This window comes from Butyricicoccus sp. AM05-1, from assembly GCF_003474415.1.
GTDB classification, from domain to species: Bacteria; Bacillota; Clostridia; order Oscillospirales; family Butyricicoccaceae; genus Agathobaculum; species Agathobaculum butyriciproducens.
In genome coordinates, this window is sequence record NZ_QUDG01000001.1 from 545,056 (window position 1) to 571,585 (window position 26,530).

Below are 26,530 nucleotides of genomic sequence, written 5' to 3' on the forward strand. Positions count from 1 at the left end.
CAAAACAAAAAGGAGGAACAGAATTGCTCTGCTCCCCCTTGGATTCTTCTTTTAGCCTACAACCTTGGCACAGCGAGCACACAGACCCGGATGCTTTGCATCAGAACCAACGGTCTTAGCCTGCTTCCAGCAGCGCAGGCACTTCTCACCTGCTGCGCGGGCAACAGCAATCTTCAGACCCGGCAGATTCTCGCTTGCAGCGCCCTCACCGTCACCGGCAACGACATCAAGTTCAGAAACAATGCACAGATCAGCCAGATCCTGACCACAGCCGTTCAGGAATGCAGCCTGTTCAGCGTCAGCGTAAACAGTAACGCATGCTTCCAGCGGCTTGCCGATGGTCTTAGCAGTACGCGCACCCTCGAGCGCCTTGTTTACATCATCGCGGAATGCTGTCAGCTTGTCCCACTTAGCACGATCCTCATCGCTGAAGGACAAGGCCTCGTCAGCCTGCGGCATCTCGTTATATGCTACGTTGCGAGCATCATCCTCAGCAGCGTGCGGCATAGCCTGCCAGATTTCGTCTGCGGTAAAGCACAGAATCGGAGACAGCATGCGAACCAGCGCACTCAGGATACGATAGATCGTAGTCTGTGCAGAGCGGCGGCTCAGACCATCGGTCTCATCGCAGTACAGACGATCCTTGATCACATCGAGGTAGAAGTTGGACATATCAACAACACAGAAATTATGAATTGCATGGAATACGGTGTGGAATTCGTAGCTATCATATCCCTCACGAACCTTTGCAGCAAGGTCGTTCAGCTTCATCAGTGCCCACTTATCCAACTCCGGCATATCTGCGTATGCAACAGCGTTGGTCTTAGGATCAAAATCAAACAGGTTGCCCAGAATGTAGCGAGCCGTGTTACGGATCTTGAGGTAGTTCTGTGACAGATGCTTGAGCATGTCCTTGGAAATACGCATATCCTGACGGTAGTCAGAAGAAGCAACCCACAGACGCATTACGTCTGCGCCATACTGCTTGAGGATATCCTCCGGAGCAATACCGTTGCCCAGAGACTTGGACATCTTCTGGCGCTCCTCATCAACAATCATACCGTGGGTGATAACCGTCTTGTACGGAGCCTTGCCCTGTGTAGCGATAGAGGTCAGCATCGAGGACTGGAACCAGCCGCGATACTGGTCGTTGCCTTCCAGATATACGTCAACCGGGGTCTTCTGGCCTTCGCGGTTCTCGATAACAGCGCGCCAAGAGGAACCGGAATCGAACCATACGTCCATGGTGTCGGTTTCCTTGTCAAATTCGCTGCAGCCGCACTCACACTTGGTGCCTGCCGGCAGAATCTCAGCAGCCGTCATGTCGAACCATGCGTTGGAGCCCTTTTCACGGAACAGATCAGCAACGGTCTTAATCGTCTGCTCATTTACCAGCGGCTTGCCACACTTCTTGCAGGTGAAGATCGGAATCGGAACACCCCAGACACGCTGACGGGAAATACACCAGTCAGAACGCTCACGGATCATGGAGGTCATGCGCTCCTGACCCCAGCCGGGAATCCACTTGATGTCCTCACAAGCCTTGACTGCGTCATCCTTGAGCGCATCAACAGAGCAGAACCACTGCTCAGTAGTGCGGAAGATGATCGGATTTTTGCAGCGCCAGCAATGCGGATAGCTGTGCACGATGTCCTCGGTTGCGAGAAGTGCGCCGCAGTCATCCAGATCCTTGAGGATAACCTCGTTGGAATCATCCACGAACATACCCTCGTACTTGCCGGATTCAGCGGTATGGCGCCCCTTGCCGTCAACCGGAACGATGATCGGGATGTTGTACCTCTGGCAAACGATAAAGTCATCAGCACCGAAGCCCGGAGCGGTATGAACACAGCCTGTACCGGCATCGAGCGTTACATGGTCACCGGTGATAACCAGAGAATCACGGTCGAACAGCGGGTGCTTGGTCTTGATCAGCTCCAGATCAGAGCCAAGAACGGTTGCGAGAACTTCCCAGCTGTCAATGCCTGCAGTCTTCATAACAGAAGCAACCAGTTCCTTAGCCAGAACATAAACCTCGCCGTTCGGGACCTTAACGAAATCATACTCGAAGTTTGGGTTCAGAGAAATTGCAAGGTTGCCCGGAATGGTCCAGGTAGTGGTGGTCCAAATTACGAAATATACGTTCTCTTTGGTACCAAGCAGTTTGGTGATAACACCCTTGTCATCGGTTACAGCGAACTTTACAAAGATAGACTTACACGGAACATCCTTGTACTCAATCTCTGCCTCAGCCAGTGCGGTCTCGTCGTGCGGGCACCAGTAAACCGGCTTCTGACCCTTGTAGATGTAACCCTTCTTAGCCATCTCGCCGAAAATCTCAATCTGAGCAGCCTCGTAATCATGGGTCAGGGTCAGGTACGGACGATCCCAGTCGCCGATAACGCCCAAACGCTTAAACTGGGTGCGCTGGGTATTGACATGATCGTGTGCAAACTCTTCACACTTGGAGCGGAACTCCGCAGTGGAAACCTTGCTGCGATCCATGCCGTAAGCCTTGATTGCCTGACGCTCAATCGGAAGACCATGGGTATCCCAGCCCGGAATGTACGGAGCCTGATAACCCATCATATTGCGCGAACGCAGAATAAAATCCTTGAGGATCTTATTCAGTGCATGACCCATATGCAGATTGCCGTTTGCATACGGAGGGCCGTCGTGCAGAACGAAAAGCGGTTTGCCCTCGTTCTTCTTCATCAGTTCATGGTAGAGGTCGTTCTTCTCCCAGTTTTCCAGAAAACCCGGCTCGCGCTTCGGCAGACCGGCACGCATCGGGAATTCGGTTTTGGGCAAATTGATCGTGTTGTTGTAATCCTGCTGCATTGTGCAGTGTTCAGTCCTTTCGCTTATTTACTTAACGTCCTTCGGGTCGTATTCAGTGCCGAACTGCAGTTCGCCGAAGTCGAATTTACGCGTTGCATCTTCCACCGGTGCATCGCCCTTCCCAGTCGCATTTGTGTTCTTTGCATCTTCAGTCTGCTGTACCGGAGCGAGGTTTTCGCCCTTCGCCAACTCTGCCAGTGCTCTTGCCTGCGACTGATACAGCTTTGCTACATGAGCGATGAACTCAGCAGTGTTCTTGCGGGCAGTCTCCAGTTTCTGTTCCTCGGTGTTGATTTCCGCCTGGGTGTCTTTCACCTTGTTTGCGGTTTCATCTTTCGCAGAAGCAATGATCTCCTCTGCTTCCTTCTTGGCCTTGTCGATTGTCTCCTGTGCAATCGACTGAGCGGTCAGTAGGGTACGGTGCATTCCTTCTTCAACACCGCGGTATTCTTCAATTTTATCGACCAGCACCTTCATTTTTGCCTTCATAGCAGCGTTTTCCTTCTGCATCGCTGCAAATTCCTCTGCAACACGCTCGAGAAAAGTATCGACAGACTTCATGTCATATCCGCCGAAAACTGCTTTTTCAAAGCCGATTTCTTGTATTTCCTGCACCGTCATATGTTTTTCCTCCGTCTTTATATCATTTGCCGTACTGACACGGAAAAATGGTCGGGCTGCGCCCGACCAAATCAGCGCCGTTTGTCCGGCAGGCTTAAAGCATATATACCATTTGTTCTAAAACAATCAGAACAAAAAATGCCAGCATAAACGCAAAATCAAACGGACAATTCCGCAGTGCGCTCACGCGGCTCAGCAGACTGCGAAAAGGTTGAATGAGCGGCTCGGTAACAAGGCACAGAAACTCGTAGATTTTCGAGTCGCTGCCCTGTACGAACCAACTCATGATTGCCCGTGCAAAAAACATAAACTGCAGAATGCGCAATAAGCTGCCTACGAAATATATTACCAAGCTGTTCACGATAGTACTCACGATCTGCGCTTAGAAATACATACCGCTGTTTTCCAGTTCGTCGATCAGATCGCCCATAATATCAACATTGTAGGGTGTGATAATATAGGTGCTGTTTGCAACCTTCTTGATCTTGCCTTCGTTTGCATATGCAACACCGCTGAGGAAGTCCACCAGGCGACGGGCAATATCCTTGTTGGTCTGCTCCAGATTGAGGACAACCGTGCGCTTGTCCTTGAGATGATCTGCAATCTCTGCAGCCGCCTCAAAACGATCCGGCTTGACCAGAACCACAGCCAGCTGTGTAGTAGTATTGATGTTTACAACCTTATCGCTGCGATCGTGACGGCGCACCTGAGGCGCGTCCTGTGCATCACTGTCGTACGAACGGTCATAGGATCTTCTATTGTAAGATGATGGCTCGCTATCCATCGCAGGTTCTTCGTTTCTCTGACGGGGCATCTCGTCTTCGTAGTCGTCCTCCAACTCGCTGCCCTTTACCCAATCAATAAAGCCTTTGATTGAACCCATGCCAAGTTCCTCCTTATGTTTTAAGGCGAAACGATCTGATACGGCCGTTTGCCAAAGATCGCCGTGCCCACGCGAACCATGTTCGCTCCGCACGCAATCGCCGTTTCAAAATCATTCGTCATTCCCATAGACAAATAATCCATATCTACATTATCGTATTTTTTCGTCAAAATGTCAATAAATACTTGACGCATTTCGGTAAAGTAGTTTGAATTTTTTGTTTTTTCATCTGCAACGGGAGGAATTGCCATCAATCCGCGGATATGAAGTGACTTTTTTGCGCTCAATTTCACGATCGCATCGTGCAGTTCTTCGGGCGGAAGACCGCTTTTTGCGGCTTCTCTGCCGATATTTACCTCCAGAAGAATATCCTGACAAACACCGCGCTTCTCGGCTTCCTTAGCGATAGCCTCGCCGAGATGAACCGAGCCGACTGACTGAATCAGCGAAACCTTGCCGATCAGGTACTTGACCTTGTTGGTCTGCAGCGTGCCGATAAACTGAAGGTCTGCGCCATCGTAGGCGTCCTGTTCATACTTCTCCTGCAGCTCCTGCACACGGTTTTCACCGCACACGCGGATTCCTGCTTCGATAGCTGCCTGCACGCGCTCGGCGTCATTCATTTTGGTCGCAGCCACCAGCGTAATTTCACTGGGATCGCGCCCTGCCTGCACGGCGGCATTGTTGACGCGCTCGATCACAGATTTTACGCGTTCCTGCAGTTCTTTCTTTTCTTGCTCCGTCATGTTTTCACCACCATATTATTTTGCAGATTTTTACCTTGAACGATAACCTGGTCTCGCTCGACCAGCATATCGGAGTCGGTCGCACTCTGTTTGACGACATAATAATCGTCCGCCTCAAACAGCTCGTTGATCATTTTGAATTTCTGTATCGAGCCGCTCAGGATGAACACGCCGGGGATTTGCGTGGTCTTTCCGTCGCTGTCTGTTTGTTCCTGCACGCGGACGGCACTCTTCGGCACCTTGAGCCCGGTGTAGGTCGCAATGATAATTTCGATTGGCTGTTCGCGCATGGAAACCATTTCACTGCTGAATTCTGTGCCTTCCATCACCAGCAGAGCTGTATCGCTGTCACCTTGATGGTTGACGGAATGCACGGTTACTTTGGATTCCATCGAAGCCTGTGTAAAGTTTACCGTCAGCTCCTGACCGACCTGCAGACGCTCGGCCTGCTCGGACGGAATCTTAGCTGCCAGATACCAGTTGAATCCCTTGACGATCTTGCCGAGCGAATTGCTGTTCTCAGCAGACGGCTGCTGCGCAACGGTCTTGTCAAACTGCTCCACGGTCATCTCATCCAGTGAGGATGGTGTGAGAATACTCTCGTATCCATCCACTACCTCGGAGAAATATCCGGACGAAGATGCAGTAAGTTCCGTGGTCCGGCCGGTAAGCTGATGCTCAAGCGAGGACTGCTCAGAAACCAAAGCGTCACGTTCGGCAGATACCTCGTTGGTATCCACATTGCCTGCCTCACGGCGCAGCGACAGCGTGCGCAGCGAACTTGCGGCGGATGCGACCGAAGAACCGCTGCCTTCCTTCACCTGCTCGGCCAGCTGCTCGATCGTCAGCGTGATGACCTGATCCAGCTTTGCGATGTTTGAGCTGTCCGATGCGGACTGCAGCGCCGTATCCAGAAGAGAAATACGTTCCTCCAGCGGATCGAGCTGTCGGCTCAGGTCCATAGATTCCTGATCGGAATAGATGATCGCCAGCGGTGCGTCCTGCTGTACGCGTTCACCGCTGTACACGATGTGCTTGACCGAGCTTCCCGTGGCATTGTCGATCGGTTCTTCATCGCGGAAGAACCAGCCATCGCTCGTAAAGCTGTCATTAACTGTGACATGCAGAGCCGGTGTGGTCTCCGGTGCAGCCGAAAAAGCGTTAGAAAGACGGCCTCCCAGATAAATCACCATCAGCACCGCCGCAATGATAAATACAACGCGGTTTCCGCCGTCATTCCGCCGTTTTCGCGGCTTGGATTTTGTGCTTTTTGTCTGTTGTCCCATGTAAAGACCTCGTATATGTTCACTGTTCCGCACGCTCCCCTCTCGGTGCATGGAGATCGACTCTATGCTGTGGGATCAGAGTAGAGATTGCGTGCTTATAGATCATTTGCTGTTTTCCGTCGCTCTCCAAAATCACAACGAAGCTGTCGAATCCGCGGACGATACCGCGCATCTGAAACCCGTTCGTTAAAAATACGGTGATGTTCTGCGCCTGCTGACGCAGTGCACTGAGCATTCTGTCCTGTAAGTTGATTTCGTTTCGCACAATGATTCCTCCAGTTGAAATTACAATTTATGGTATCATTGTACACCGTGGTTTTGAAGATATTTTGTCGTTTCCTGTAAGACGAAAGGAAGTTCTTCTCCACTATTATAATATATCCAGTGGATGCTGTCATCCCTTTTCAGCCAGGTAAGCTGACGTTTTGCATAATTTCTGCTGCGGCGCTTGAGCAATTCGGTACATTCTTCCAACGTTTGCTCGCCGCTCAGATAGCCGAGCAGCTCTTTGTAGCCGATGGCCTGCGCGGCAGTGCCGGTCAGCAGACCGCGCTCCACCAGCCGTTTCGTCTCCTCCAGCAGACCGTTTTCCATCATAAGATCCACTCTGCGGTTGATGCGGTCATACAGAATTTCACGGTCAGACGGGCAAACACCGATCTTGAGAGCATCATACTTTGGCTCCGGGCGCTTGTTCCTGCGATTAAATTCGTCGATCGTCATACCGGTCTGCTCATACACCTCAAGAGCACGAATGACGCGCTTGAGATTATTCGGGTGCAGACGTTCCGCTCCGGCCGGATCTACCTTAGCCAGACAGTCATGTACCGCCTGATTGCCCTGCTCGGCCGCCATCCGCTGATATTTCTCACGCACGGTCAGGTCGGTCTCATCGCCGGAGAATACGCTGCACTCGATGAGCGCGTCCATGTACAATCCTGTGCCGCCGACAACGATCGGTGTCATCCCGCGCGACAGAATATTCTGCGCAGCAGCGTCTGCCAGTTCGACATACCGCGCCACTGAGAACGTTTCGCCGGGCTCGCATACATCGAACAGATGGTGCGGTACGTCCTGCCGTTCCCTCATATCCGGCTTGGCGGTGCCGATATCCATTTCACGATAAAGCTGCATGGAATCCGCAGAAATGATCTCGGTATGCAGTTGTTGCGCCAATGCGACCGATAAGGCGGTTTTGCCGCTGGCAGTCGGTCCGCAGATGCAGATCAAACGGTTTTCCATGCTGTTTCCTCGCTTTTTATTGATTTACACGCTTGAACATCTTGTCAAGCTCATATTTGGTCAGACGAACGGTCGTCGGCCTGCCATGCGGGCAGGAACGCACGTTGTCATCGCTCAGCACCCGCTCGCACAGGTCCTGCAACTCGGTCATCGTAGTCGGCTTGCCTGCCTTGATAGCCGCCTTGCATGCTACTGTATGAATCAAATCATCCAGACGATCCGGCACGGTGGTACGGCTGTTCATCGCCTTTTCGGCCAATTCACTGATGACGCTCTGCACATCGCCGCTATCCAGATAAGCGGGCACGCTGCGTACGGCAAAGCTGTTCTCGCCAAAGCTGTCAATGGAAAAGCCTGCCTGACGGATGTCCGCGATCTGCGACTGCACAGCGGCGGCTTCCTCGCCGGTCAGCTCTACAATTACAGGCGTGAGAAGCTGCTGCTGCGGCATATCGGTCTCCGCACGCAGCTTGTTAAACAGAATACGTTCATGCGCGGCATGCTTGTCGATGAGAATCAAGCCGTCCTTGTCCTCAGCAATGATGTACGTCTGGAAGCATTCGCCGATTACACGCACACCGGCATCCAGCGGCTGCAGGATCTGCGGCTTATCCTTGACCTCCGGTGCGCTGACAGGCGGCACAACAACCATCGGTTCATCTTCCGGCTCCGGTTCCGGCGTATGCACGGCAGGTGTTGGTTCTGCGACCGACGACTTAACCGGCTGTGCCATTCGCGGACGAACCGGTTCCTGCGGTTCGTCCTGCAGTATGCGCGGCGCGGACAGATAACTCGATGCACTGCGCGGACGCTCTGCCTTTGGCGGAATCGAAACAAGAAAATCCTCTAAATCCGGTGCTTCCTCGCCGTTCTTTACCGGTGTAATCGGTATTGGCTTTACACGTGGCGCGGCAAACGGCTTGGGGTCCACCGGCTTCGGAATCGCAAACCGCTGCTGCTCGTGCGTCAGATTATCCTCACGCGGCGCGGCAGTTGTCTCTTTTCCTTTGTGCTCCAGATGCGGCATATTGTCGTTTGCGGCAAGTGCATTCTTGCAGGCAATATACACGACTTCGAAAATCGGCTTTTCCTGCGAAAATTTGACTTCGGTTTTTGCCGGATGCACGTTGACATCGACCGCTGACAGCGGCAGATCAAGGAAAACCGCACCAGACGGATACTTTCCGGTGATGATCGCATTGCGATAGGCCTCTTCCATTGCAGCCTGCATAAGACGGCTCTTGACATAGCGTCCATTGACGAAAAAGTGCTGCATCGAACGGTTGGCACGTCCGGCGTGCGGCTTGACAATGTAGCCGTGTACGGTCATACCGTTGCGCTCGGTCATCGGCACTTCAATCATATTGGCAGTCATTTCTTTGCCGAATACACCGAACACCGGTGCAATTAGCTTGCCCTTGCCGTCCGACGAGAATACCTGCTTGCCGTCGCGAATGAGCGTAAACGCAATTTCTGGATGTGAGAGTGCCGCATGCTGTACTACGCCGAGAATGTAACCCGCCTCGGTGAAGTCCTTTTTGAGAAACTTCATGCGAGCCGGTGTGTTGAAGAACAGATCGCGCACAACGATTGTTGTGCCTTCCGGACAGCCGGCTTCCTCCTGTGTCTGAATCTCACCGGCTTCCAGATGCAGGTGCAGACCCGCAATCGAACCTGCCTGACGCGTAAACAGATCAATGCGCGTAACCGACGAAATCGCAGCCAATGCTTCACCGCGGAAACCCAATGTGCCGATGGCGTTCAAATCTTCCTCGGTACGCAGCTTGCTGGTCGCGTGGCGGCGGAAAGCCACGGGCGCGTCTTCTGCCGACATGCCGCAGCCGTTATCCGCAATACGCAGATAGGTAATGCCGCCGTTTTCAATCTCCACTGTAATGCGGGTAGAACCTGCGTCGATCGCATTCTCGACCAGCTCCTTCGCCACAGAGGACGGCCGTTCAACAACCTCTCCCGCCGCGATCAGATCCGCAAGATGCGGAGATAATTCATGAATCACTGCCATTTTTCTTTGTTTTCCTTTCCGGAACAAATCATGCTTGGTCTTTCCTGCCCTGATAAATGATTAAACCAGCTTTTTAAGCTCATACAGTGCGTTGAGCGCTTCGATCGGCGTCATGGTGTCCACCTGCAGTGCACGCAGACGTTCGGCTACGGCATCGCCGGAGAGCGAATCCATCGTAATCTGCGGAACGTCTTCCGGTTCCTCGGCTACGGCATGCAGCTCGATTTTCGGCATGGTGGATTCCAGATCAGCCAGCACAGCCTTTGCTCGCTTGATGACCGGATTCGGCACACCGGCCAGCTTTGCAACCTCAATGCCATAGCTGTCATCCGCGCCGCCGCGCACGATTTTGCGCAGGAACGTAATGTCATCACCGCGCTTTTTGACCGCGATATTGTAATTCTTGACGCCCTTGACCAGATCTTCAAGCACAGTCAGCTCGTGATAATGCGTTGCAAACAGCGCGCGTGCGCCGATGCGCTTTTTGTCCGCTACATACTCTACGACTGCGCGGGCAATGCTCATGCCGTCATAGGTAGAGGTGCCGCGTCCAATCTCATCCAGAATGATCAGGCTGGACTTGGTAGCGTGCCGCAGAATATCGGCGACCTCGCTCATCTCCACCATGAAGGTGGATTGACCGCTCGCCAGATCATCCGACGCGCCGACACGGGTAAACACGCGGTCTGCCACGCCGATATGCGCAGACGAGGCCGGTACATATGAACCAATCTGCGCCATGATGGTAATCAGTGCCACCTGCCGCATATAGGTGGATTTGCCTGCCATATTCGGGCCGGTGATGATAGCAACGCGGTTTTCCTTACTGTCGAGCAAGGTGTCGTTCGGGATGAACAGACTGTCGGACAGCATTTTCTCAACAACCGGGTGACGGCCGTCCTTGATGTCAATGCGGTCGGAAAAATCCACCACCGGACAAACATAGTTGTTATCACATGCCACATCAGCCAGAGCGCACAGGACGTCAAGCGCTGCGATAGCCTGTGCAGTTTTCTGCACACGGTGGACCTCAGCGGCAATCTGGTCGCGTACGGAAACGAATACCTCGTACTCGAGAGCGGTCAGGCGTTCCTGCGCACCGAGCACGGTGCTCTCGAGCTGTTTCAGCTCCTCGGTGATATAGCGCTCGCTGTTCGCAAGCGTCTGCTTACGAATATAGTTCTCCGGAACCGCCTCCGCATTGGAGCGGCTGACCTCAATATAATAGCCGAATACGCGGTTGTAGCCGATTTTCAGCTTGCTGATACCGGTACGCTCGCGTTCCGCCTGCTCGATTTCGGCAATTTTGCCCTTACCGCCGGACGCAAGGTCGCGCAGACGGTCAATCTCCTCGTTGAAGCCCTTGCGGATCATGCCGCCTTCCCGAAGAAGAATCGGCGGCTCATCCACGATGGCCTGCTCGACCAGCGCGCGGATGTCTTCAAGCAGATCAATCTTGCCGGTCAGCTCACGCAGCATAGCCTGTCCGAACAGAGCAGCCTGCGTTTTGATCTCCGGCAGGCAAGAAATTGCCGCCGACAGCGCACGCAGATCACGGCAGTTTGCAGTGCCGTAGGCTACGCGCCCAATCAGGCGCTCCATATCGAACACCCGCTTGAGTGCGTCCGTCAATGCCGTACGGGCAATTACATCGTCGCACAATGCACCTACCGCCTGCTGGCGGCGTGCAATATGCAGCGGATTATACAGTGGTTTTTCAATCCACTGACGAATCAGGCGCGAACCCATTGCCGTGCGCGTGTGGTCAAGCACCCACAGCAGCGTGCCCTTCTTCTCCTTGGTACGCATGGTCTCACAAAGCTCGAGATTGCGGCGTGCGATCAGGTCAAGCTCCATATACTGGCCTTGATGGTACACCTGCAGCTGATTCAGACTGGAAAGGCTGGCCTTCTGCGTCTGCTCGAGGTAATCCAGCAGACCGCCGAGGCACTGCACAGTGCACGGCAGGTCGGTCAGACCGGCAGCGTCAAAGTCCTGCACCTTGAAGTGCTCCTGAATGCGTTCCGCACTGCGCTGTGCCTCAAAGCACTCCTCCGGCATCGGCTCTATGAGCGCCTCCAGACGTTCCTTCAGAAAGGACTGAAGGCCGTCTGCCGAAATGGCTCCGCCGCCGACCAGCACCTCACGCGGCGCAAAGCGTCCGAACTCGCTGGTGATGTCATTCCAGTTATCCGAGCCGGTCGCGTACACCGAACCTGTCGTAATATCAGCAAAGCATACGCCGACGGAACCACCTGCTGCATATACGCAGCCGAGAAAGTTGTTCCGGTTTTCATCCAGCATGGAGGCTTCCACGACCGTACCCGGTGTCACGCGTCGGATGATCTCGCGCTTGACCAGACCTTTTGCCTTTTTCGGGTCCTCCATCTGCTCACAGATTGCAATTTTGTAACCCTTCTGCACCAGCTTGGCAATATAGCCTTCCGCACTGTGATACGGTACGCCGCACATCGGTGCACGTTCTCCCTGACCACAGTCGCGGCCGGTCAGCGTCAGCTCCAGCTCGCGGGAGACCAGCTTGGCATCGTCAAAGAACATTTCGTAGAAATCGCCCAGACGGTAAAACAGAATGTAATCTTTATTTTTGTTTTTGATCTCAAAATACTGCTGCATCATGGGCGTCAGTTCAGCCATGTTCTTACCTCTTTCTTATAATTTGTGTGCAAACAGACAGCGAAGCGAGGTTTTCTCGATCTCTGCCTCGATAAATTCACCGATTTTGATATCGTCACCGCGTACGCAGACAAGCAGGTTGCCCTCGGTACGGGCGGTAAACGGATATTCCGGTCCTTTGGCATTACCGTCCACAAGCAGCCGCAGCTTTTTGCTCTGATACGCCGCCTGCTTTTCAGCAACGATTTCATCCTGCGCCTTGAGCAGGCGCTCGAAGCGGCGCTGCTTATCCTGCGGCGTAGCGTTATCCTCATAGGAGGCTGCGGGCGTGCCCGTGCGAGGCGAATACAGGAAGGTAAACAGCAGATCAAACCGGGTATCCTGCACCAGCTTTAAGGTATCCTCAAAATCCTCGTCCGTTTCGCCCGGGAAACCGACGATAATATCGCTTGACAGCGTAATATCCGGCATTTTCGACCGTGCATCCGCAATCAGCGATTTGTAGTGCTCTGCCGTATAGCGGCGGTTCATGCGCCGCAGGATTTCGTCGCTGCCCGACTGGAACGGCAGATGCAGCTGTTTTGCGACCTTGCCGCACTCTGCCATAGCAGAGAACAGCTTGGGAGACGCGTCCTTCGGGTGGCTTGTCATAAACCGCAGCCAGAAATCGCCGGGCACGGCGTTGAGACGGCGCAGAAGATCGGCAAAATCCACGTCAATGCCGAGATCCTTACCATAGGAGTTGACGTTCTGGCCGAGCAGCGTAATCTCCTTGTAACCCGCCGCGACCAGCTCACGCAGTTCTTTCTCGATCTCCTCCGGTCGGCGGCTGCGCTCTCTGCCGCGCACATACGGTACGATGCAGTAGGTGCAGAAGTTGTTGCAGCCATACATGATGGACAGCCACGCCTTTGCGCCCTTGGCACGCAGCACCGGCAGGCCTTCGGCGATATCGTCCTCGCCGCCGATGTCAAATACGCGTTTTTTCTCGGTCAGCACGCGGTACAGCAATGACGGAAATCGCCAGAGCGCATGCGTGCCGAACAGCAGGTTGACCTGCGGATAGCTTTTCTTGATCTTCTCGACGTTCTTCTCCTGCTGGGCCATGCAGCCGCACATTGCAATAACAATGTCCGGCCGCTCTTTTTTCAGGTGGCGGAGTGCGCCGATGTTGCCGAACGCACGATCCTCGGCATGCTCACGCACAGCGCAGGTGTTGAAAAGAATAAAATCCGCCGCATCCGGTGTATCGGTCATTTCGTAGCCCATTTCGGACAGCATGCCGCGGATACGCTCGGTATCCGCCTCGTTCTGTTGGCAGCCAAACGTATGCGTATAGGCTTTGGGACGCTTGTCTCCCAACAGGCGGGCTACCGCGTCAATATAGGTAAACTGCGACTGCAGTTGTTCTTCGGAAACATTCTGAGTTGCCATGAAACTCTCCTTTTATCGGAATGGAGTGCCGTCAGAAGTAAACACGTTCATGCGGTGGTACGCGCTGAACGGAATTTCGTACTGCGGCAGATACTGCCGGATGGCACGGGTCAGGTATTCCGGACTCATGTTGTTATTGCCGGCAGCGGTGGTGACAACAGCGGTCACCTCGTCCGGACCATCGGTCACGGTCAGATCGCGCATCAGCTCACGCATATTGACCGTCTTTTCGCCGCGCTTGGAGCGCTTGACGATCTCGACCACCGGACGGCGGAACAGATTGCGCACATCCTCGGCAAAGCCCTTGGGCGTGCCGCCCTCAAAGCCCCAGGTGATGCGGTACTGCGACCATTCGATCGAACCGACCTTCATGCCGCCGTCGGCAAGCGGGTAAATCTCGATTGCACGCAGGCCCTCGGGAAATACATCATTGAGCGCTTCCACCGCATTTTCCGGCACGGCTTCTGCCGTGATATTGAAATCCAGAAATTCGCACTCGCCGGAGTAACCGGTCGAGAGCGGCAGCGCCACCGAAACGTAGGCGTGCTGGTTGAAGCCCTCAGTGAACCACAGCGGCATCTGGCAGCGTGCCATCGAACGCTGCATAGCGTGCATCAGATCAAGGTGGGAGATATACTTGGCGCGTCCCTCCTTGGCAAACTTCATTCTTGCCTTAAACATGGCACGTGCCTCCCTTCAGCAGAGCGCTTGCGCCGCAGCCGGCACACTGGTGCATACAGTCCGGCGTGATAGCCGCTTCGCGGGAACGTTCCCACTCACGCTTGAGGTGCTCTTTGCGCGTGCCGCAGCCGATGTGATCCCACGGGAACACCTCGTCCATCGGACGCTGACGGGATGCGTAGAACTCTGGATCGAGTCCGCAGTCGCGGAACGCCTGCATCCACTTGTCAAAGTCGAAGCACTGATCCCAGCCGTCCATCTTGCAGCCGCGCTGCCACGCCAGCAGAATCGCCTTGCCCTGACGGCGGTCGCCGCGTGCAATAACGCCCTCGAGCACCGAGGTCTCGGCATCATGCCAGTTGTAGGTGACATTCTTGGTTTTCATGACCACCTTGAGGTGCGCCTGCTTCTCGCGGAACTGCTCGAGCGTGTCCTGCGCGTCCCACTGGAACGGGGTCTGCGGCTTGGGCACAAAGCACGAAGCCGATGCTGTGATACGCACGCCGCGCGCACGGTTAGGCGTGTTCTCACGCCAGCAATAGGCGACCTTTTTACAAATGTCGGAAATGCCGTCCAGATCCTCGTAGGTCTCGGTCGGCAGACCCATCATAAAGTACAGCTTGACATTATTCCAACCGCCCTGAAAGGCAATCTCGCAGGCATGGAGCACGTCCTCCTCGCGGATGTTCTTGTTGATAACATCGCGCAGGCGCTGCGTACCGGCCTCACATGCGAACGTCAGGCCGCTTTTGCGGGTTTTCTGTACGCGCTCCATCAGTTCGGCGGAAAAGCTGTCCGCACGAAGAGACGGCAGCGACAGACTGATATGACGCGGCTCACAATAGTCGAGCATGCACTCGGTCAGACCGGACAGCTCACCGTAGTCGCTCGTAGACAGCGAGGACAGAGAGATTTCCTCGTAACCGGAGTTCTTGAGCACCGCCTGCGCCTGCTTGAGCAGCACTTCCTTGGACTTGGTACGCAGCGGACGATAAGTGTGACCGGCCTGACAGAATCGGCAGCCGCGTGGACAGCCGCGGAACAGCTCGATCATCGCACGGTCGAACACGATGTCGGTCGAAGGCACAACAAAGGACTCCGGATAGTACATGGTATCCAGATCCTTGACGATGCGCTTCTGCACGAGAGCCGGTGCACCGTGCGTCGGGGTGACGCTCTCGATCGTGCCGTCCTCGTGATACTTGACCTCGTACAGCGAAGGTACATACATACCCTCGATCTGTGCTGCTGCAATCAGAAATTCCTGCTTAGACCAGCCTTCGCGCTTGGCCTTGCGGTACAGATCGGTAAACTCCAACATGATCTCCTCGCCGTCGCCGATCATGAACAGGTCAACAAAGTCAGCGAGCGGCTCCGGATTGTAGGCACACGGACCGCCGCAGGCTACAATATGCTTGAGCTCGGTGCGGTCCTTTGCCAGCACCGGAATACCGCCGAGATCCAGCATATTCAGAATGTTGGAAAACGACAGCTCGTACTGCAGCGTAAAAGCGATAATATCAAAGTCCGACAACGGGTCGCCGCTCTCCAGACCGTACAGCGGCAGCCCTGCCTCGCGCATTTCGGCCTCCATGTCAATCCATGGCGCGCAGACGCGTTCGCACCAGATGCCCTTCTGATCATTGAGCAGGCCGTAAAGGATACGCGAACCGAGGTGAGACATGGCAACCTCATAGGTATCCGGAAAACAGAACGCAAATCGCAGATCGACGTTCTTTTTATCTTTCATCACCGAGCCCCATTCACCGCCGACGTAGCGTGCCGGCTTCTGTACACGGGACAAAATGGCTTCCATCTTTTTATGCAAGACGTATTCCTCCATTTTCATTCATACAGATTATTGTATCATATCCTTCCGAAAAAAACCATACCGTTTTTGACCGTTTTCGCGCAGAAAGTACATGAAACAAAAAAATAAACGCGAAGAAAGCTTTTACACTTCCTTCGCGTTTTGCTTATTCCTCCGGAATTTCCGGCTTGCTGCCAAGCAGTCGGGTCGTATTGAACACGGTCAGCACCGTGAGTACAGCATCGACGATAACTGCCATCCACATCTGCGCCAGACCGATCAGCGCCAGTACAGCAAGCACCAGCTTGATGGCGGCCAGCAGTGTCAGATTCTGCATTGCAACTCCGTGTGTAGTCTTGCAGACCTGAACAGCCTCGCCGAGACCGCTCAGATCATTTGCGGTAATCAGTATATTCGCCGCATCCGCTGAATAGCGGGAGCCGCGCGTGCCCATTGCCACACCGACATCGGCCATCTTGAGCTGCTCGATATCGCTTACGCCGTCGCCGATATAGGCGGTCGTGCCGTCTGTCGGAATCGTGCGCATCATAAAGTCCAACTTCGCTTGCTTTTCCTCGGGCATCAAACCGCAGTGAACGGTGTCGATGCCGGCGGCATTTGCAATTCGCTGAGTTGGTGTCTCCGCGTCACCGGTGATAAGCACCGTGCGCTCAACGCCCTGATCCTTGATCTTCTTGATTGCGTCAGCAGCGGACGGACGAACCGTATCCTCCAATTCAATCACACCGATGTGCTCCCCTTCACAGGCGATGTAAACAACCGTGCCGTCGATATCCGGCAAGCCCTTGACACCGCGGGAGACCATCAGCTTGCGGTTGCCTACCAGCAGAACGTGATCACCGATACGGGCGCGCACGCCACGGCCCGGGAATTCCTCAAATTCCTCGATCTTTGGCAGCTTTTCCCGACATGCACTTGCGATTGCGCGCGCAATCGGATGCTGTGAAAGCTGCTCAGCTGCTGCGGCAAGTGCCAGACAGTTCTTTTCGGAAAACTCTTGTGTAGGATAAATCTTTTTAATCTGCAGATTGCCGTTAGTCACTGTGCCGGTCTTGTTGAACACGACCAGACGCAGGTCTGCAGTCCGTTCCATCGCTTCGCTGCCCTTCATGTGAACGCCTTCACTCTCAAGTCGGCCGCCGCCGCATACAAAAGCAAGCGGGACAGCCAGCGCCAGTGCGGTCGGACAGCAGGCAATGAGAAGCGTCAGTCCGCGATATACCCAGCCGGTCATATCTGAACCGGGCATGAACAGCGGCGGAAGTGCGGCTGCCAGTACGGCAATGACGATCACAACCGGAACCAGACGCTTGGCATTACGCTGCGCACTGTTTTCCAACGCTGCCTTGTGTTCGGCGGCCGCATTCTGTACGCGGCGAATCTGACGAACCGCGCAGTCTTCATAGCGCGAGATCACACGAATCAGCATCAGAGAGCCGTTATACCGGCTGCCTGCCAGCACACGCGTGTTCTTATCAACTGCCATCGGCACGTTTTCACCGGTAAGCACGCTGTCATCCACCGTGCCGTCTCCGCGAAGTACAACGCCGTCAATCGGTACGCGCTCACCCGAGTGTACCAGAACCAGCTCGCCCAGACGGATATCTGCCAGCGGAACCTGACGCTGTTCGCCCTTCATGTTGACGACCGTTGCCTTTTCCGGCATGAAATCATGCTGCTGCGGCAATGCCTGATAGGTGGATGATAGAACGATATCACCTGCAATTTTGCCAATCTCAAACAGGATGAGCACGATCGTTGCTTCTGCACGGCTGCCGAGCGCGAATGCACCGATGGATGCCATTAGCACGAGCAGATATTCATCGAAAAATGAACCGTGTGTCAGATTGGTCAGCACACGCGCTGCAATCGGCAGCGCTGTGATCAAAAACGCCAACAGGCAGAGCGGCAATGCCGCGCTCGAACCTCCCATCGCGATTCCGGCCACAAGAACGATTGCCGCGGCAGCCAGCCGTGCGCCTGTGCTCTGCATATCCAACCGTGTCATCGGCTGATAGGTCACTTCAGCGCCTTCCTGTATACGGCGTGCATTTTCTCGCCGCAGACGGGTCTGCTCACGCCGACGCATTTTTGCCCGGTACTGTGCCTTCTGCACGAAATTCATACCGGTGGTATCGTCCACGTCCTCCGGAGCTTCGATTACTGACGGTTCCGGCTTCTTTTCCTCCGGCTTTTTTTCATCCTTTGGTTTAGGCTTCTCCTTAGGTGCGGATTTTGCCTGTTCCTTTTTCTCCGCCTTGTCCTTTTCATGGTTTTTCAGTTTTTCTTTTAGCTTCTGCAGCCTATCCGGCTTTTCCTCTACGATAGGCTCGAACTCCGCTTCCTGCGATTGTTCTTCCTCAGGAAGCTCGTCCTCTATACCTTCGTCGTCAAATTCCGGTTCGTCCCAGTCGTCCTCGTCTTCAGCCTCATCCGTCGAATCTTCTTCTTCGTCAAATTCGTCTTCCGAATCTTCCGGCGATTCCTCAACTGCGTCTGATTCCTCCGAGGGCTTTGCAGGCTCAGCTGCCGCCGCTTCCTCGGGCGGCGTTTCCGCCTCCGGAGATTCGCTTTCACTTTGGTGCGATGTATCGGCTTCCGGTTCAGTTTCCGGCTGCTCCGCATTCTTGTCCGGCGGCTCAGGCTCGCCGGGCGGCGCTGATTCTTCTTTTTCAGGCGGTTTTTTGTTCTCTTCGGGTTTAGGTTTTTCCGGAGCGGCAAACAGCTGCGCTACTGCCGAATTTTCCAGATCCGCTAAAATCGAATCGACCTGTGCTAAAATATCTTCCGCCGTTGTCTGGTCCTTCTTCTGTTCCGAATCAGGGCGGTTATTTTCGCTCATTCCGTTTATCCCTCCTGCACGTGCGCGATTCCCTGTGCCAAAATGGTCTGAATATGATCATCGCACAGCGCATAGTATACTGTTTTTCCGTTTTTTCGACTCTTGACCAGCCGCGCCTGCTTCAAAAAACGAAGCTGATGCGATATCGCGGACTGGCTCATGTTCAGCAGCGACGCAATATCACAGACACACAGCTCCGCGGACACAAGCGCCGCCAGTATCCGCAAGCGGGTCTTGTCGGAAAACGCTTTGAAAAAATCTGATGCGGCTGTAGTGATCTCCTCTGCCGGCATTGCGCTGCGCGCTGCCATAACTGCGTCCGTATGGACGATATGCTCTTCGCAGCACTCCAGTTCTGCGTCTGTATGCTTTGCCGACAATTTGATCCCTCCCGCAATATGTGCATATCTATTCAACTTATGATAACATTCCAGTCCACTTCTGTCAAGAATCGAGTCGGACACAAATGACAATTTTGCATGCAAAAAAGTCCTGCAGGCCGGATATGGTCTGCAGGACTTGAACGTAATTTTTACTTTTCGGGCTGTTCGCGCTTCGGATCGGTCATAACTTCCTTGAATGAGGTTGCCAGACCCGCAAGGCTCTGAATCTCGCTCGGGATAATGATTTTAGTTGCCTTGCCGTCAGCGGCGTTGCTGAATGCCTCGAGGGATTTCAGCTTGATAACCTGCTCTGTCGGTGCCGCTTCATTCAGCAGATTGATGGAGTCTGCCAGTGCCTTCTGCACGGTAAGCAGCGCTTCCGCTTCACCTTCGGCCTCCTTGATCTTGGCAAGGCGATTTGCCTCTGCAGCAAGAACGGTTGCTTCTTTTTCACCTTCAGCCACCAGAATCGCGGACTGCTTTTTACCTTCCGCTACCAGAATGGACTCGCGGCGTTCGCGCTCGGCCTTCATCTGCTTCTCCATAGATTCCTGAATGGCAGCCGGCGGAATGATGTTCTTCAGCTCCACGCGGTTTACCTTAATGCCCCAGTCATCGGTCGCTTCATCGAGGATGGAGCGCATTTTGGTGTTGATGATATCGCGGCTGGTCAGCGTCTGGTCAAGCTCAAGATCACCGATGATGTTTCGCAGTGTGGTTGCAGTCAGATTTTCAATTGCCGCCATCGGGCTTTCGATACCGTATGCAAACAGCTTCGGGTCGGTGATCTGGAAGTACACGACCGTGTCGATCTGCATGGTTACGTTATCCTTGGTGATAACCGGCTGCGGCGGGAAATCGACTACCTGCTCCTTGAGGGTTACCTTGCGGGCAATGCGCTCAAACAGCGGCACCTTGAAATGCAGGCCGGTGCTCCATGTGTCGCGGTAGGTACCGAGACGCTCGATAACATACGCCTTCGCCTGCGGCACGATCACGATATTGCTTGCAATGAACGCGATGAACAGAATAATCAGCACAATCCAGATGATGGGTACAATAATATAATCCATGATAACGCTCCTTTACAGTTGGTTCGGTTTTACAATCGCCTTGACGCCGCGGATCTCCACAACCGTGACTCTTGTCCCGATTGCAATTTGCGCGTCAGTCGCACTGCGGGCTGTCCAGATCTTTCCGTTGATTTTCACCGCACCGGTCTCCAGAATATTGTCAATCGGTTCGGTAACAACAGCCGTCTGTCCGATGATACGATCTGCGTTGGTCGCCTGCTGCCGACTGCCGAGAAAACGGCGGCAGAGCGGACGCACCAGTACAAGCAGCAGCGCGGAGAACACAATGAACACAATCCACTGCCCCATCAGCCCGACCGAAAGGCTGGCCGCAATGAGTGCCGCGACACCGCCGGCAGCAAACCAGATGCCGCACAGCGTGAGTGTAAACGCCTCTACCGCTACACTGATGATAATGACAGCCAGCCAGATATACAGGCTGTCAATTCCAAACATCATAAACTATCCCCTCCCTTGGCAACAGTATAGCATGTGCATACGAAAAAGTACAGCAAAACCCGATTAAATTTCCGGTTAATTTTTGCATATTGCACAAAATGCCGAATAAAACAACATCCGCTCGAACCGTGCAGTACAGTTCGAGCGGGAAATCTTCAAAAAATCAACGGGTCATGCAGCGCGATACGTATCAGCCAAATTGCGATATCCAGCACAATAACGCTCCACAACAGCACGCGTTCGAGTTTTTTGGAGCCAAGAAGCGGCTTTTTGCCAAACAGCGCGTACAAAACGACTGGCGGCAGCACGAAAACCATCGGGTGAAACCGCAGTGCCGTACGAAAGTCCAGTCGGAGCAGAGCGGCAAGCGCACGGCTCAGTCCACAGCCGGGACATGGCACGCCGGTCAAGTATTTGATTGGACAGTTCCAGCCAAACAGCAGCGCCGAGGCGTATGCCAGTGCACCCAGTATCAGCAGCACGAGCAGACCGTTCAGACCGCGCCGAAAGCGCTCCGGCATCAGCCCTTGTAGGTCTCGCGGAACTCGAGGAACTCGTCGTAGGTGCATTCCTTGTCCAGAACACCCTTTTCACGAATTTCGATAATACGGGTCGCGATGGTCTGCACGAACTCATGGTCGTGCGATGCAAACAATACCGTGCCCTTGAAATCACGAACGCCGTTGTTGACTGCGGTGATGGATTCCAGATCGAGGTGGTTGGTCGGCTGGTCGATGACAAGCACGTTCGAGCCGAAGAGCATCATGCGCGCCAGCATCAGGCGAACCTTCTCACCGCCGGACAGTACGCGAACCGGCTTGTAAACATCGTCGCCGGAGAACAGCATACGGCCGAGGAAGCCGCGCAGCGTGGATTCCAGTGTATCCGTGCGGGAATACGGTGCGATCCAGTCGAGCATGTTTTCCTCGTGGCCCTCGAAGAACTCGTTGTTGTCCTTCGGGAAATAGCTCTGCGAGGTGGTAACGCCCCACTTGAAGCTGCCCTCATCCGGTTTCATCTCGCCCATAAGAATCTGGAACAGCGTAGTCATTGCCAGCTCGTTATCCGAGATGAACGCAATCTTGTCGCCGCGGCGAACGATGAAGGATACGTTGTCGAGTACCTTCTCGCCGTCGATGGTCTTGGAGATGCCGCGCACCTCGAGAATGTCCTTGCCCGCCTCACGGTCCGCGTCAAACGCTACCCACGGGTAACGGCGGGACGAAGCCGGCATTTCCTCGACGGACAGCTTGTCGATCAGCTTGCGGCGGCTGGTCGCCTGACGGGACTTGGACTTGTTTGCCGCAAAACGCTGAATGAAGTTCTGCAGTTCCTTGATCTTTTCCTCATTCTTGCGATTCTGGTCCTTGATCATGCGCTGAACCAGCTGAGAGGACTCATACCAGAACTCATAGTTACCGACATACAGCTTGATCTTGCCGTAGTCGATATCGACGATATGGGTACATACGTTGTTCAGGAAGTGACGGTCATGCGATACAACAAGGACGGTGCCTTCGAAATCAGCAAGGAAGTCCTCCAGCCAGCGGACTGCCTGAATGTCCAGATGGTTGGTAGGCTCGTCCAGCAGCAGAATATCCGGCTTGCCGAACAACGCACGCGCCAGCAGCACCTTGACCTTCTCGACGTCACCGAGGTTCTTCATCTCCGTGTACAGGATGGCATCTGCATCCAGGCCCAGACCGTTCAGCAGCTGGCTGGCCTCCGTCTCAGCGTCCCAGCCGCCCATTTCGGCAAACTCGGACTCGAGCTCGGCAGCCTTGTTGCCGTCCTCCTCGGTGAACGGGTCCTTCATATAGAGCGCATCCTTTTCGCGCATGACCTCGAGCAGACGCTCGTTGCCGCCGAGAACCGTGTTGAGAACGGTCTCCTCGTTGAAGGCAAAGTGGTCCTGCTTGAGTACGCTCATACGGGTCTTGGGCGCAATCGAAACCGTGCCGGTGGACGGGTCCAGATCGCCGGACAGAATGCGCAGGAAGGTAGACTTGCCTGCACCGTTTGCACCGATAACACCGTAGCAGTTGCCCTGGGTAAATTTCAGGTTTACATCTTTGAACAGCGGCTCGCCGCTGAAGTTTAAGCTAAGATCGCTGATATTGATCATGAAAGAGATTCCTCCCGCATTATTTTTCAATTAGAATCAGTATACCACACAAACCGCTGTTTTCACAGATAATTTACAGGTGCAGCCGCATTTTTGTTCATGTTGTCTTGAAACAGCACCGAGAATGCTATATACTATATTTATAAATATCAATCCCTATTTGTTTCAGGAGGTTTTTCCTATGTCTAACCTGATGGAAGTTATCAAGTCCCGCCGCTCTACGCGCGCGTTCAAGTCCGAGCTGCCGCCGAAGGATCAGATCATGCAGATTGTTGAAGCTGCTGAATGGGCGCCTTCCGGCATGGGCAAGTACCTGTGGCACTTTACCGTGATTTACAATGCAGAGAAGTCGCTCAAGCTGGCTCGTGCCGTTGCTGAGGCAGACAATCGCGGTCCGCAGTACAATTTCTACGGTGCACCGGTCAATATTATCATTTCCTACAAGCGGGATGAGCACCACGCTCTGGTATACGGCGCTGCTGCAATGGAAAATCTGCTGCTGATGGCTACCGAGCTTGACCTCGGCTCCTGCTGGATCAACCAGCTGCGCGAGACCTGCGACGTGCCCGAGGTTCGTGCACTGTTGACCGAGTACGGCGTACCGGAGGACCACATCGTTGTCTGCTCCGCTGCAATCGGCTACATCGAGAAGGAAACGCCGGCAAAGCCGCGTCATGAGGGTCTGGTTTCGATTACCGAATAATCGAAACAATGGAAAACCCAGAATAGAAAATGCCAAATACCTTAATTTTCAATTCTCCATTATCCGTTTTCAATTCATTAGCGACGAAAGGAGCTAATATCATGGATGAGAAGATTGCTAAACTGAGAGAGTGGATCGACGGCAGCGACAATATCGTCTTTTTCGGCGGTGCGGGCGTATCGACCGAGAGCGGCATTCCGGATTTCCGCTCGGTGGACGGTCTGTACAACCAGCAGTACAAATACCCGCCGGAGACCATTCTCAGCCATACGTTCTTTTTGAGTGAAACCGAGGAGTTTTACCGCTTCTATCGGGCGAAAATGCTGGCGCTCGATGCAGAGCCGAACGCGGCTCACCTCAAGCTGGCCGAGTGGGAGCGCGAGGGCAAGTGTCGTGCCGTTGTAACGCAGAACATCGACGGTCTGCACCAGAAGGCAGGCTCGAAGGAAGTGCTTGAGCTGCACGGCTCGGTTTTGCGAAACTATTGCATGCGCTGCCGCAAGCCATATCCGGTTGAGGATATCGCCAAGGGCACCGGTATTCCGCGATGCTCCTGCGGCGGCATTATCAAGCCGGATGTCGTGCTGTACGAGGAAGGTCTGGACAGCTGCACGATCAACAAGAGCGTGGACTACATCTCCAAGGCGGATATCCTGATCATCGGCGGTACGTCGCTAGCGGTATATCCGGCGGCCGGCCTGATCGACTATTACCGCGGCAATAAGCTGGTTTTGGTCAACAAGTCCCCCACTCCTGCGGATCGCCGTGCTGATCTGGTCATTCATGCGCCAATCGGTGAGGTTTTCTCGCAGCTGTAACGTAAAAAATGCATGAAACTCCCCTTTTCGGTTATACTGAATGCAAACCGAAAGGGGAGTTTTTCTATGCTTATCGACAAAATCGCACTGATACTGATGATTATCGGCGGTCTGAACTGGGGACTGATCGGCATTTTCAAGCTCGATCTGGTCGCGCTGCTGTGCGGCGGACAGACCGGCGCCATCAGCCGCATCGTCTACACCCTAGTCGGACTGGCGGCAGCATGGTGTATCTCGCTGCTCTTCCGACAGGATGACACCACACAGCAGCCGAAAAGTTGAATAAAAAGCAAAGCCCGCCGGGAACGGCGGGTTTTGCTTATCAAATTGTAAGAGGTAAATAGGAATACCGATACTTTGCTTAGTTGAATGCCTGCTCGAGATCAACCAGAATATCGTTGATATTCTCAGTGCCGATGGACAGACGGATGGTGCCCTGATGGATACCCTGATCCTCCAGCTCCTCTGCGGTAAGCTGCGAGTGAGTGGTGGTTGCCGGATGGATAACCAAACTCTTAACGTCAGCAACGTTTGCCAGCAGAGAGAAGATCTGCAGCTTGTCGATAAACTTGAAAGCTGCTTCCTTGCCGCCCTTGATATCAAATGTGAAGATGGACGCACCGCCGTTCGGGAAGTACTTCTCGTACAGAGCATGATCCGGGTGGTTCGGCAGAGACGGATGGTTTACATGCTCAACCTGCGGGTGATTGGTCAGGAACTCAACGACCTTCTTGGTGTTCTCAACGTGACGTTCGATACGCAGAGACAGAGTCTCGGTGCCCTGCAGCAGCAGGAATGCGTTGAACGGAGAAATGGTAGCACCGGTATCACGCAGCAGGATAGCGCGGATGTAGGTTACGAACGCAGCAGGACCAACAGCATCTGCGAAAGAGATGCCGTGATAGCTCGGGTTCGGCTCAGCGATCGGCGCATACTTGCCGGATGCCTTCCAGTCGAACTTGCCGGAATCAACAATGATGCCGCCGAGGGTCGTGCCGTGGCCGCCGATGAACTTGGTAGCAGAGTGAACAACGATATCAGCGCCGTACTCAATCGGACGGATGAGGTACGGGGTACCGAAAGTGTTGTCGATTACGAGCGGCAGACCGTGCTTGTGCGCAATCTTTGCGATAGCCTCGATATCCGGAATATCGGAATTCGGGTTGCCGAGAGTCTCGATGTAAACCGCCTTAGTATTGTCCTTGATAGCGCCTTCCAGTTCTTCCAGATTGTGTGCATCAACGAAGGTGGTCTCAACGCCGAACTGCGGCAGAGTATGTGCCAGTAGGTTGTAGCTGCCGCCGTAGATGGTCTTCTGTGCTACGATGTGGTCGCCGGCCTGAGCAAGTGCCTGAATGGTGTAGGTAATCGCTGCGGCGCCGGAAGCGGTAGCCAGAGCGGCAACACCGCCCTCGAGTGCTGCAATGCGCTTCTCGAACACATCCTGCGTGGAATTGGTCAGACGACCGTAGATATTGCCTGCGTCAGCCAGACCGAAACGGTCAGCCGCGTGCTGGCTGTCATGGAAAACGTAAGAAGTGGTCTGGTAGATCGGAACTGCACGGGAATCGGTAACCGGATCAGCGGTCTCCTGACCGATGTGCAGCTGCTTGGTTTCAAAGGACCAGTTTTCGGTATTCTTGATAGTTGCCATGATAATAATCTCCTTTTTATATACATGTTTGAAGTGATTGATTCGTTTCGTGTACTAAAAAGAAGGTTCACATTCGCCCAAATCGGAAATTCGAGCGGAGCAGCTTTTCAAAGTAGTATCGCATAACCGCGTCTCCTAAATTCATATTATTTCACTGGGATTGCTATGATTATACTAAACTCCCCCCTCTTCTGTCAACCCTTTCCGACAAACTTTTTTCGTTCCGGCAGATTGCCCAATTTCCGATGGTC

At 53.9% G+C, this 26,530-nt stretch carries 23 protein-coding genes; 3 read left to right on the plus strand and 20 right to left on the minus strand.

The window, feature by feature from the left end:
* Window positions 1–51 precede the first annotated feature (51 nt).
* The 19 genes from ileS to DW088_RS03235 form a co-directional block, all read right to left on the minus strand.
* Window positions 52–2,841, minus strand: coding sequence for an isoleucine--tRNA ligase (gene ileS, locus DW088_RS03145; RefSeq protein ID WP_118359407.1), 2,790 nt, complete (start codon window positions 2,839–2,841; stop codon window positions 52–54).
* A 27-nt stretch (window positions 2,842–2,868) separates the two neighbouring features.
* Window positions 2,869–3,462 (minus strand): DivIVA domain-containing protein, encoded by a 594-nt coding sequence (locus tag DW088_RS03150; RefSeq protein ID WP_117488033.1) that lies wholly within the window; start codon window positions 3,460–3,462, stop codon window positions 2,869–2,871.
* A gap of 94 nt (window positions 3,463–3,556) precedes the next feature.
* Window positions 3,557–3,835, minus strand: a complete 279-nt coding sequence (locus DW088_RS03155; protein WP_147358098.1) for a YggT family protein — start codon at window positions 3,833–3,835, stop codon at window positions 3,557–3,559.
* Between the two features lie 9 nt (window positions 3,836–3,844).
* Window positions 3,845–4,345: a cell division protein SepF gene (locus DW088_RS03160; protein WP_243022707.1), complete on the minus strand. Its 501-nt coding sequence runs from the start codon at window positions 4,343–4,345 to the stop codon at window positions 3,845–3,847.
* 20 nt (window positions 4,346–4,365) lie between these two features.
* The gene (locus DW088_RS03165; protein ID WP_118359411.1) at window positions 4,366–5,091 is read right to left on the minus strand and encodes a YggS family pyridoxal phosphate-dependent enzyme; all 726 of its coding nucleotides are present in this window, start codon (window positions 5,089–5,091) and stop codon (window positions 4,366–4,368) included.
* Window positions 5,088–6,377, minus strand: coding sequence for an HlyD family efflux transporter periplasmic adaptor subunit (locus DW088_RS03170; protein WP_118359413.1), 1,290 nt, complete (start codon window positions 6,375–6,377; stop codon window positions 5,088–5,090). The genes DW088_RS03165 and DW088_RS03170 overlap by 4 nt, the downstream gene beginning before the upstream one ends.
* Before the next feature lie 19 nt (window positions 6,378–6,396).
* Window positions 6,397–6,645, minus strand: a complete 249-nt coding sequence (hfq, locus tag DW088_RS03175) for an RNA chaperone Hfq (RefSeq protein WP_199667438.1) — start codon at window positions 6,643–6,645, stop codon at window positions 6,397–6,399.
* Window positions 6,646–6,677: 32 nt separating this feature from the next.
* Window positions 6,678–7,619 carry a tRNA (adenosine(37)-N6)-dimethylallyltransferase MiaA gene (gene miaA / locus DW088_RS03180; protein WP_118359415.1) on the minus strand — a complete coding sequence of 314 codons (942 nt, stop codon included), beginning with the start codon at window positions 7,617–7,619 and terminating at the stop codon, window positions 6,678–6,680.
* Window positions 7,620–7,635: 16 nt separating this feature from the next.
* Complete coding sequence (gene mutL / locus DW088_RS03185; RefSeq protein WP_118359417.1) at window positions 7,636–9,642, minus strand: DNA mismatch repair endonuclease MutL; 2,007 nt, start codon at window positions 9,640–9,642, stop codon at window positions 7,636–7,638.
* Between the two features lie 60 nt (window positions 9,643–9,702).
* Window positions 9,703–12,297 carry a DNA mismatch repair protein MutS gene (gene mutS, locus DW088_RS03190; protein WP_118359419.1) on the minus strand — a complete coding sequence of 865 codons (2,595 nt, stop codon included), beginning with the start codon at window positions 12,295–12,297 and terminating at the stop codon, window positions 9,703–9,705.
* Between the two features lie 15 nt (window positions 12,298–12,312).
* Window positions 12,313–13,710, minus strand: a complete 1,398-nt coding sequence (gene miaB, locus DW088_RS03195) for a tRNA (N6-isopentenyl adenosine(37)-C2)-methylthiotransferase MiaB (protein ID WP_118359421.1) — start codon at window positions 13,708–13,710, stop codon at window positions 12,313–12,315.
* Window positions 13,711–13,722: 12 nt separating this feature from the next.
* Window positions 13,723–14,391 carry a TIGR03936 family radical SAM-associated protein gene (locus tag DW088_RS03200; protein ID WP_118359423.1) on the minus strand — a complete coding sequence of 223 codons (669 nt, stop codon included), beginning with the start codon at window positions 14,389–14,391 and terminating at the stop codon, window positions 13,723–13,725.
* Window positions 14,384–16,234, minus strand: coding sequence for a TIGR03960 family B12-binding radical SAM protein (locus tag DW088_RS03205; protein WP_118359672.1), 1,851 nt, complete (start codon window positions 16,232–16,234; stop codon window positions 14,384–14,386). The genes DW088_RS03200 and DW088_RS03205 overlap by 8 nt, the downstream gene beginning before the upstream one ends.
* A gap of 133 nt (window positions 16,235–16,367) precedes the next feature.
* Window positions 16,368–19,064 (minus strand): heavy metal translocating P-type ATPase, encoded by a 2,697-nt coding sequence (locus DW088_RS03210; RefSeq protein ID WP_118359425.1) that lies wholly within the window; start codon window positions 19,062–19,064, stop codon window positions 16,368–16,370.
* A 5-nt stretch (window positions 19,065–19,069) separates the two neighbouring features.
* Complete coding sequence (locus tag DW088_RS03215; RefSeq protein ID WP_110437221.1) at window positions 19,070–19,375, minus strand: ArsR/SmtB family transcription factor; 306 nt, start codon at window positions 19,373–19,375, stop codon at window positions 19,070–19,072.
* A 221-nt stretch (window positions 19,376–19,596) separates the two neighbouring features.
* A complete protein-coding gene (locus tag DW088_RS03220) occupies window positions 19,597–20,520 on the minus strand; it encodes an SPFH domain-containing protein (protein WP_118359427.1) in 924 nt (307 codons plus the stop codon).
* A gap of 12 nt (window positions 20,521–20,532) precedes the next feature.
* On the minus strand, window positions 20,533–20,979 hold the full coding sequence (locus DW088_RS03225) for an NfeD family protein (RefSeq protein ID WP_118359429.1): 447 nt from the start codon (window positions 20,977–20,979) through the stop codon (window positions 20,533–20,535).
* Window positions 20,980–21,134: 155 nt separating this feature from the next.
* Complete coding sequence (locus DW088_RS03230; protein ID WP_158574591.1) at window positions 21,135–21,500, minus strand: DUF2752 domain-containing protein; 366 nt, start codon at window positions 21,498–21,500, stop codon at window positions 21,135–21,137.
* Entirely contained in the window at window positions 21,500–23,104 is a 1,605-nt protein-coding gene (locus DW088_RS03235) for an ABC-F family ATP-binding cassette domain-containing protein (protein WP_118359433.1), read from the minus strand. Before DW088_RS03235 ends, DW088_RS03230 begins: the two co-directional genes overlap by 1 nt.
* 181 nt (window positions 23,105–23,285) lie before the next feature.
* On the opposite strand from DW088_RS03235, the gene DW088_RS03240 reads away from it, so the two are divergent.
* The 3 genes from DW088_RS03240 to DW088_RS03250 all read left to right on the plus strand — a co-directional run bounded on the left by DW088_RS03240 (window position 23,286) and on the right by DW088_RS03250 (window position 24,907).
* Window positions 23,286–23,807, plus strand: a complete 522-nt coding sequence (locus tag DW088_RS03240; RefSeq protein ID WP_158574592.1) for a nitroreductase family protein — start codon at window positions 23,286–23,288, stop codon at window positions 23,805–23,807.
* Window positions 23,808–23,908: 101 nt separating this feature from the next.
* A complete protein-coding gene (locus tag DW088_RS03245) occupies window positions 23,909–24,625 on the plus strand; it encodes an NAD-dependent protein deacylase (protein WP_118359437.1) in 717 nt (238 codons plus the stop codon).
* A gap of 66 nt (window positions 24,626–24,691) precedes the next feature.
* On the plus strand, window positions 24,692–24,907 hold the full coding sequence (locus DW088_RS03250; protein ID WP_118285795.1) for a DUF378 domain-containing protein: 216 nt from the start codon (window positions 24,692–24,694) through the stop codon (window positions 24,905–24,907).
* A 79-nt stretch (window positions 24,908–24,986) separates the two neighbouring features.
* Here DW088_RS03250 and DW088_RS03255 read toward each other — a convergent pair whose 3' ends face one another.
* A complete protein-coding gene (locus DW088_RS03255) occupies window positions 24,987–26,279 on the minus strand; it encodes an O-acetylhomoserine aminocarboxypropyltransferase/cysteine synthase family protein (protein WP_118359439.1) in 1,293 nt (430 codons plus the stop codon).
* Between the last annotated feature and the right edge of the window lie 251 nt (window positions 26,280–26,530).

Bases quoted from the DNA above. Each gene is read 5' to 3' on its own strand.
- DW088_RS03160 (WP_243022707.1), bottom strand. From the start codon at position 4,345: ATGGGTTCAATCAAAGGCTTTATTGATTGGGTAAAGGGCAGCGAGTTG.
- DW088_RS03250 (WP_118285795.1), top strand. From the start codon at position 24,692: ATGCTTATCGACAAAATCGCACTGATACTGATGATTATCGGCGGTCTG.
- DW088_RS03150 (WP_117488033.1), bottom strand. From the start codon at position 3,462: ATGACGGTGCAGGAAATACAAGAAATCGGCTTTGAAAAAGCAGTTTTC.
- DW088_RS03210 (WP_118359425.1), bottom strand. From the start codon at position 19,064: ATGAGCGAAAATAACCGCCCTGATTCGGAACAGAAGAAGGACCAGACA.
- DW088_RS03255 (WP_118359439.1), bottom strand. From the start codon at position 26,279: ATGGCAACTATCAAGAATACCGAAAACTGGTCCTTTGAAACCAAGCAG.
- DW088_RS03165 (WP_118359411.1), bottom strand. From the start codon at position 5,091: ATGACGGAGCAAGAAAAGAAAGAACTGCAGGAACGCGTAAAATCTGTG.
- DW088_RS03225 (WP_118359429.1), bottom strand. From the start codon at position 20,979: ATGATGTTTGGAATTGACAGCCTGTATATCTGGCTGGCTGTCATTATC.
- miaB (WP_118359421.1), bottom strand. From the start codon at position 13,710: ATGGCAACTCAGAATGTTTCCGAAGAACAACTGCAGTCGCAGTTTACC.
- mutL (WP_118359417.1), bottom strand. From the start codon at position 9,642: ATGGCAGTGATTCATGAATTATCTCCGCATCTTGCGGATCTGATCGCG.
- DW088_RS03170 (WP_118359413.1), bottom strand. From the start codon at position 6,377: ATGGGACAACAGACAAAAAGCACAAAATCCAAGCCGCGAAAACGGCGG.
- ileS (WP_118359407.1), bottom strand. From the start codon at position 2,841: ATGCAGCAGGATTACAACAACACGATCAATTTGCCCAAAACCGAATTC.
- mutS (WP_118359419.1), bottom strand. From the start codon at position 12,297: ATGGCTGAACTGACGCCCATGATGCAGCAGTATTTTGAGATCAAAAAC.
- DW088_RS03220 (WP_118359427.1), bottom strand. From the start codon at position 20,520: ATGGATTATATTATTGTACCCATCATCTGGATTGTGCTGATTATTCTG.
- miaA (WP_118359415.1), bottom strand. From the start codon at position 7,619: ATGGAAAACCGTTTGATCTGCATCTGCGGACCGACTGCCAGCGGCAAA.
- DW088_RS03245 (WP_118359437.1), top strand. From the start codon at position 23,909: ATGGATGAGAAGATTGCTAAACTGAGAGAGTGGATCGACGGCAGCGAC.
- DW088_RS03205 (WP_118359672.1), bottom strand. From the start codon at position 16,234: ATGGAGGAATACGTCTTGCATAAAAAGATGGAAGCCATTTTGTCCCGT.
- DW088_RS03215 (WP_110437221.1), bottom strand. From the start codon at position 19,375: ATGGCAGCGCGCAGCGCAATGCCGGCAGAGGAGATCACTACAGCCGCA.
- DW088_RS03240 (WP_158574592.1), top strand. From the start codon at position 23,286: ATGTCTAACCTGATGGAAGTTATCAAGTCCCGCCGCTCTACGCGCGCG.
- DW088_RS03230 (WP_158574591.1), bottom strand. From the start codon at position 21,500: ATGCCGGAGCGCTTTCGGCGCGGTCTGAACGGTCTGCTCGTGCTGCTG.
- DW088_RS03235 (WP_118359433.1), bottom strand. From the start codon at position 23,104: ATGATCAATATCAGCGATCTTAGCTTAAACTTCAGCGGCGAGCCGCTG.
- DW088_RS03200 (WP_118359423.1), bottom strand. From the start codon at position 14,391: ATGTTTAAGGCAAGAATGAAGTTTGCCAAGGAGGGACGCGCCAAGTAT.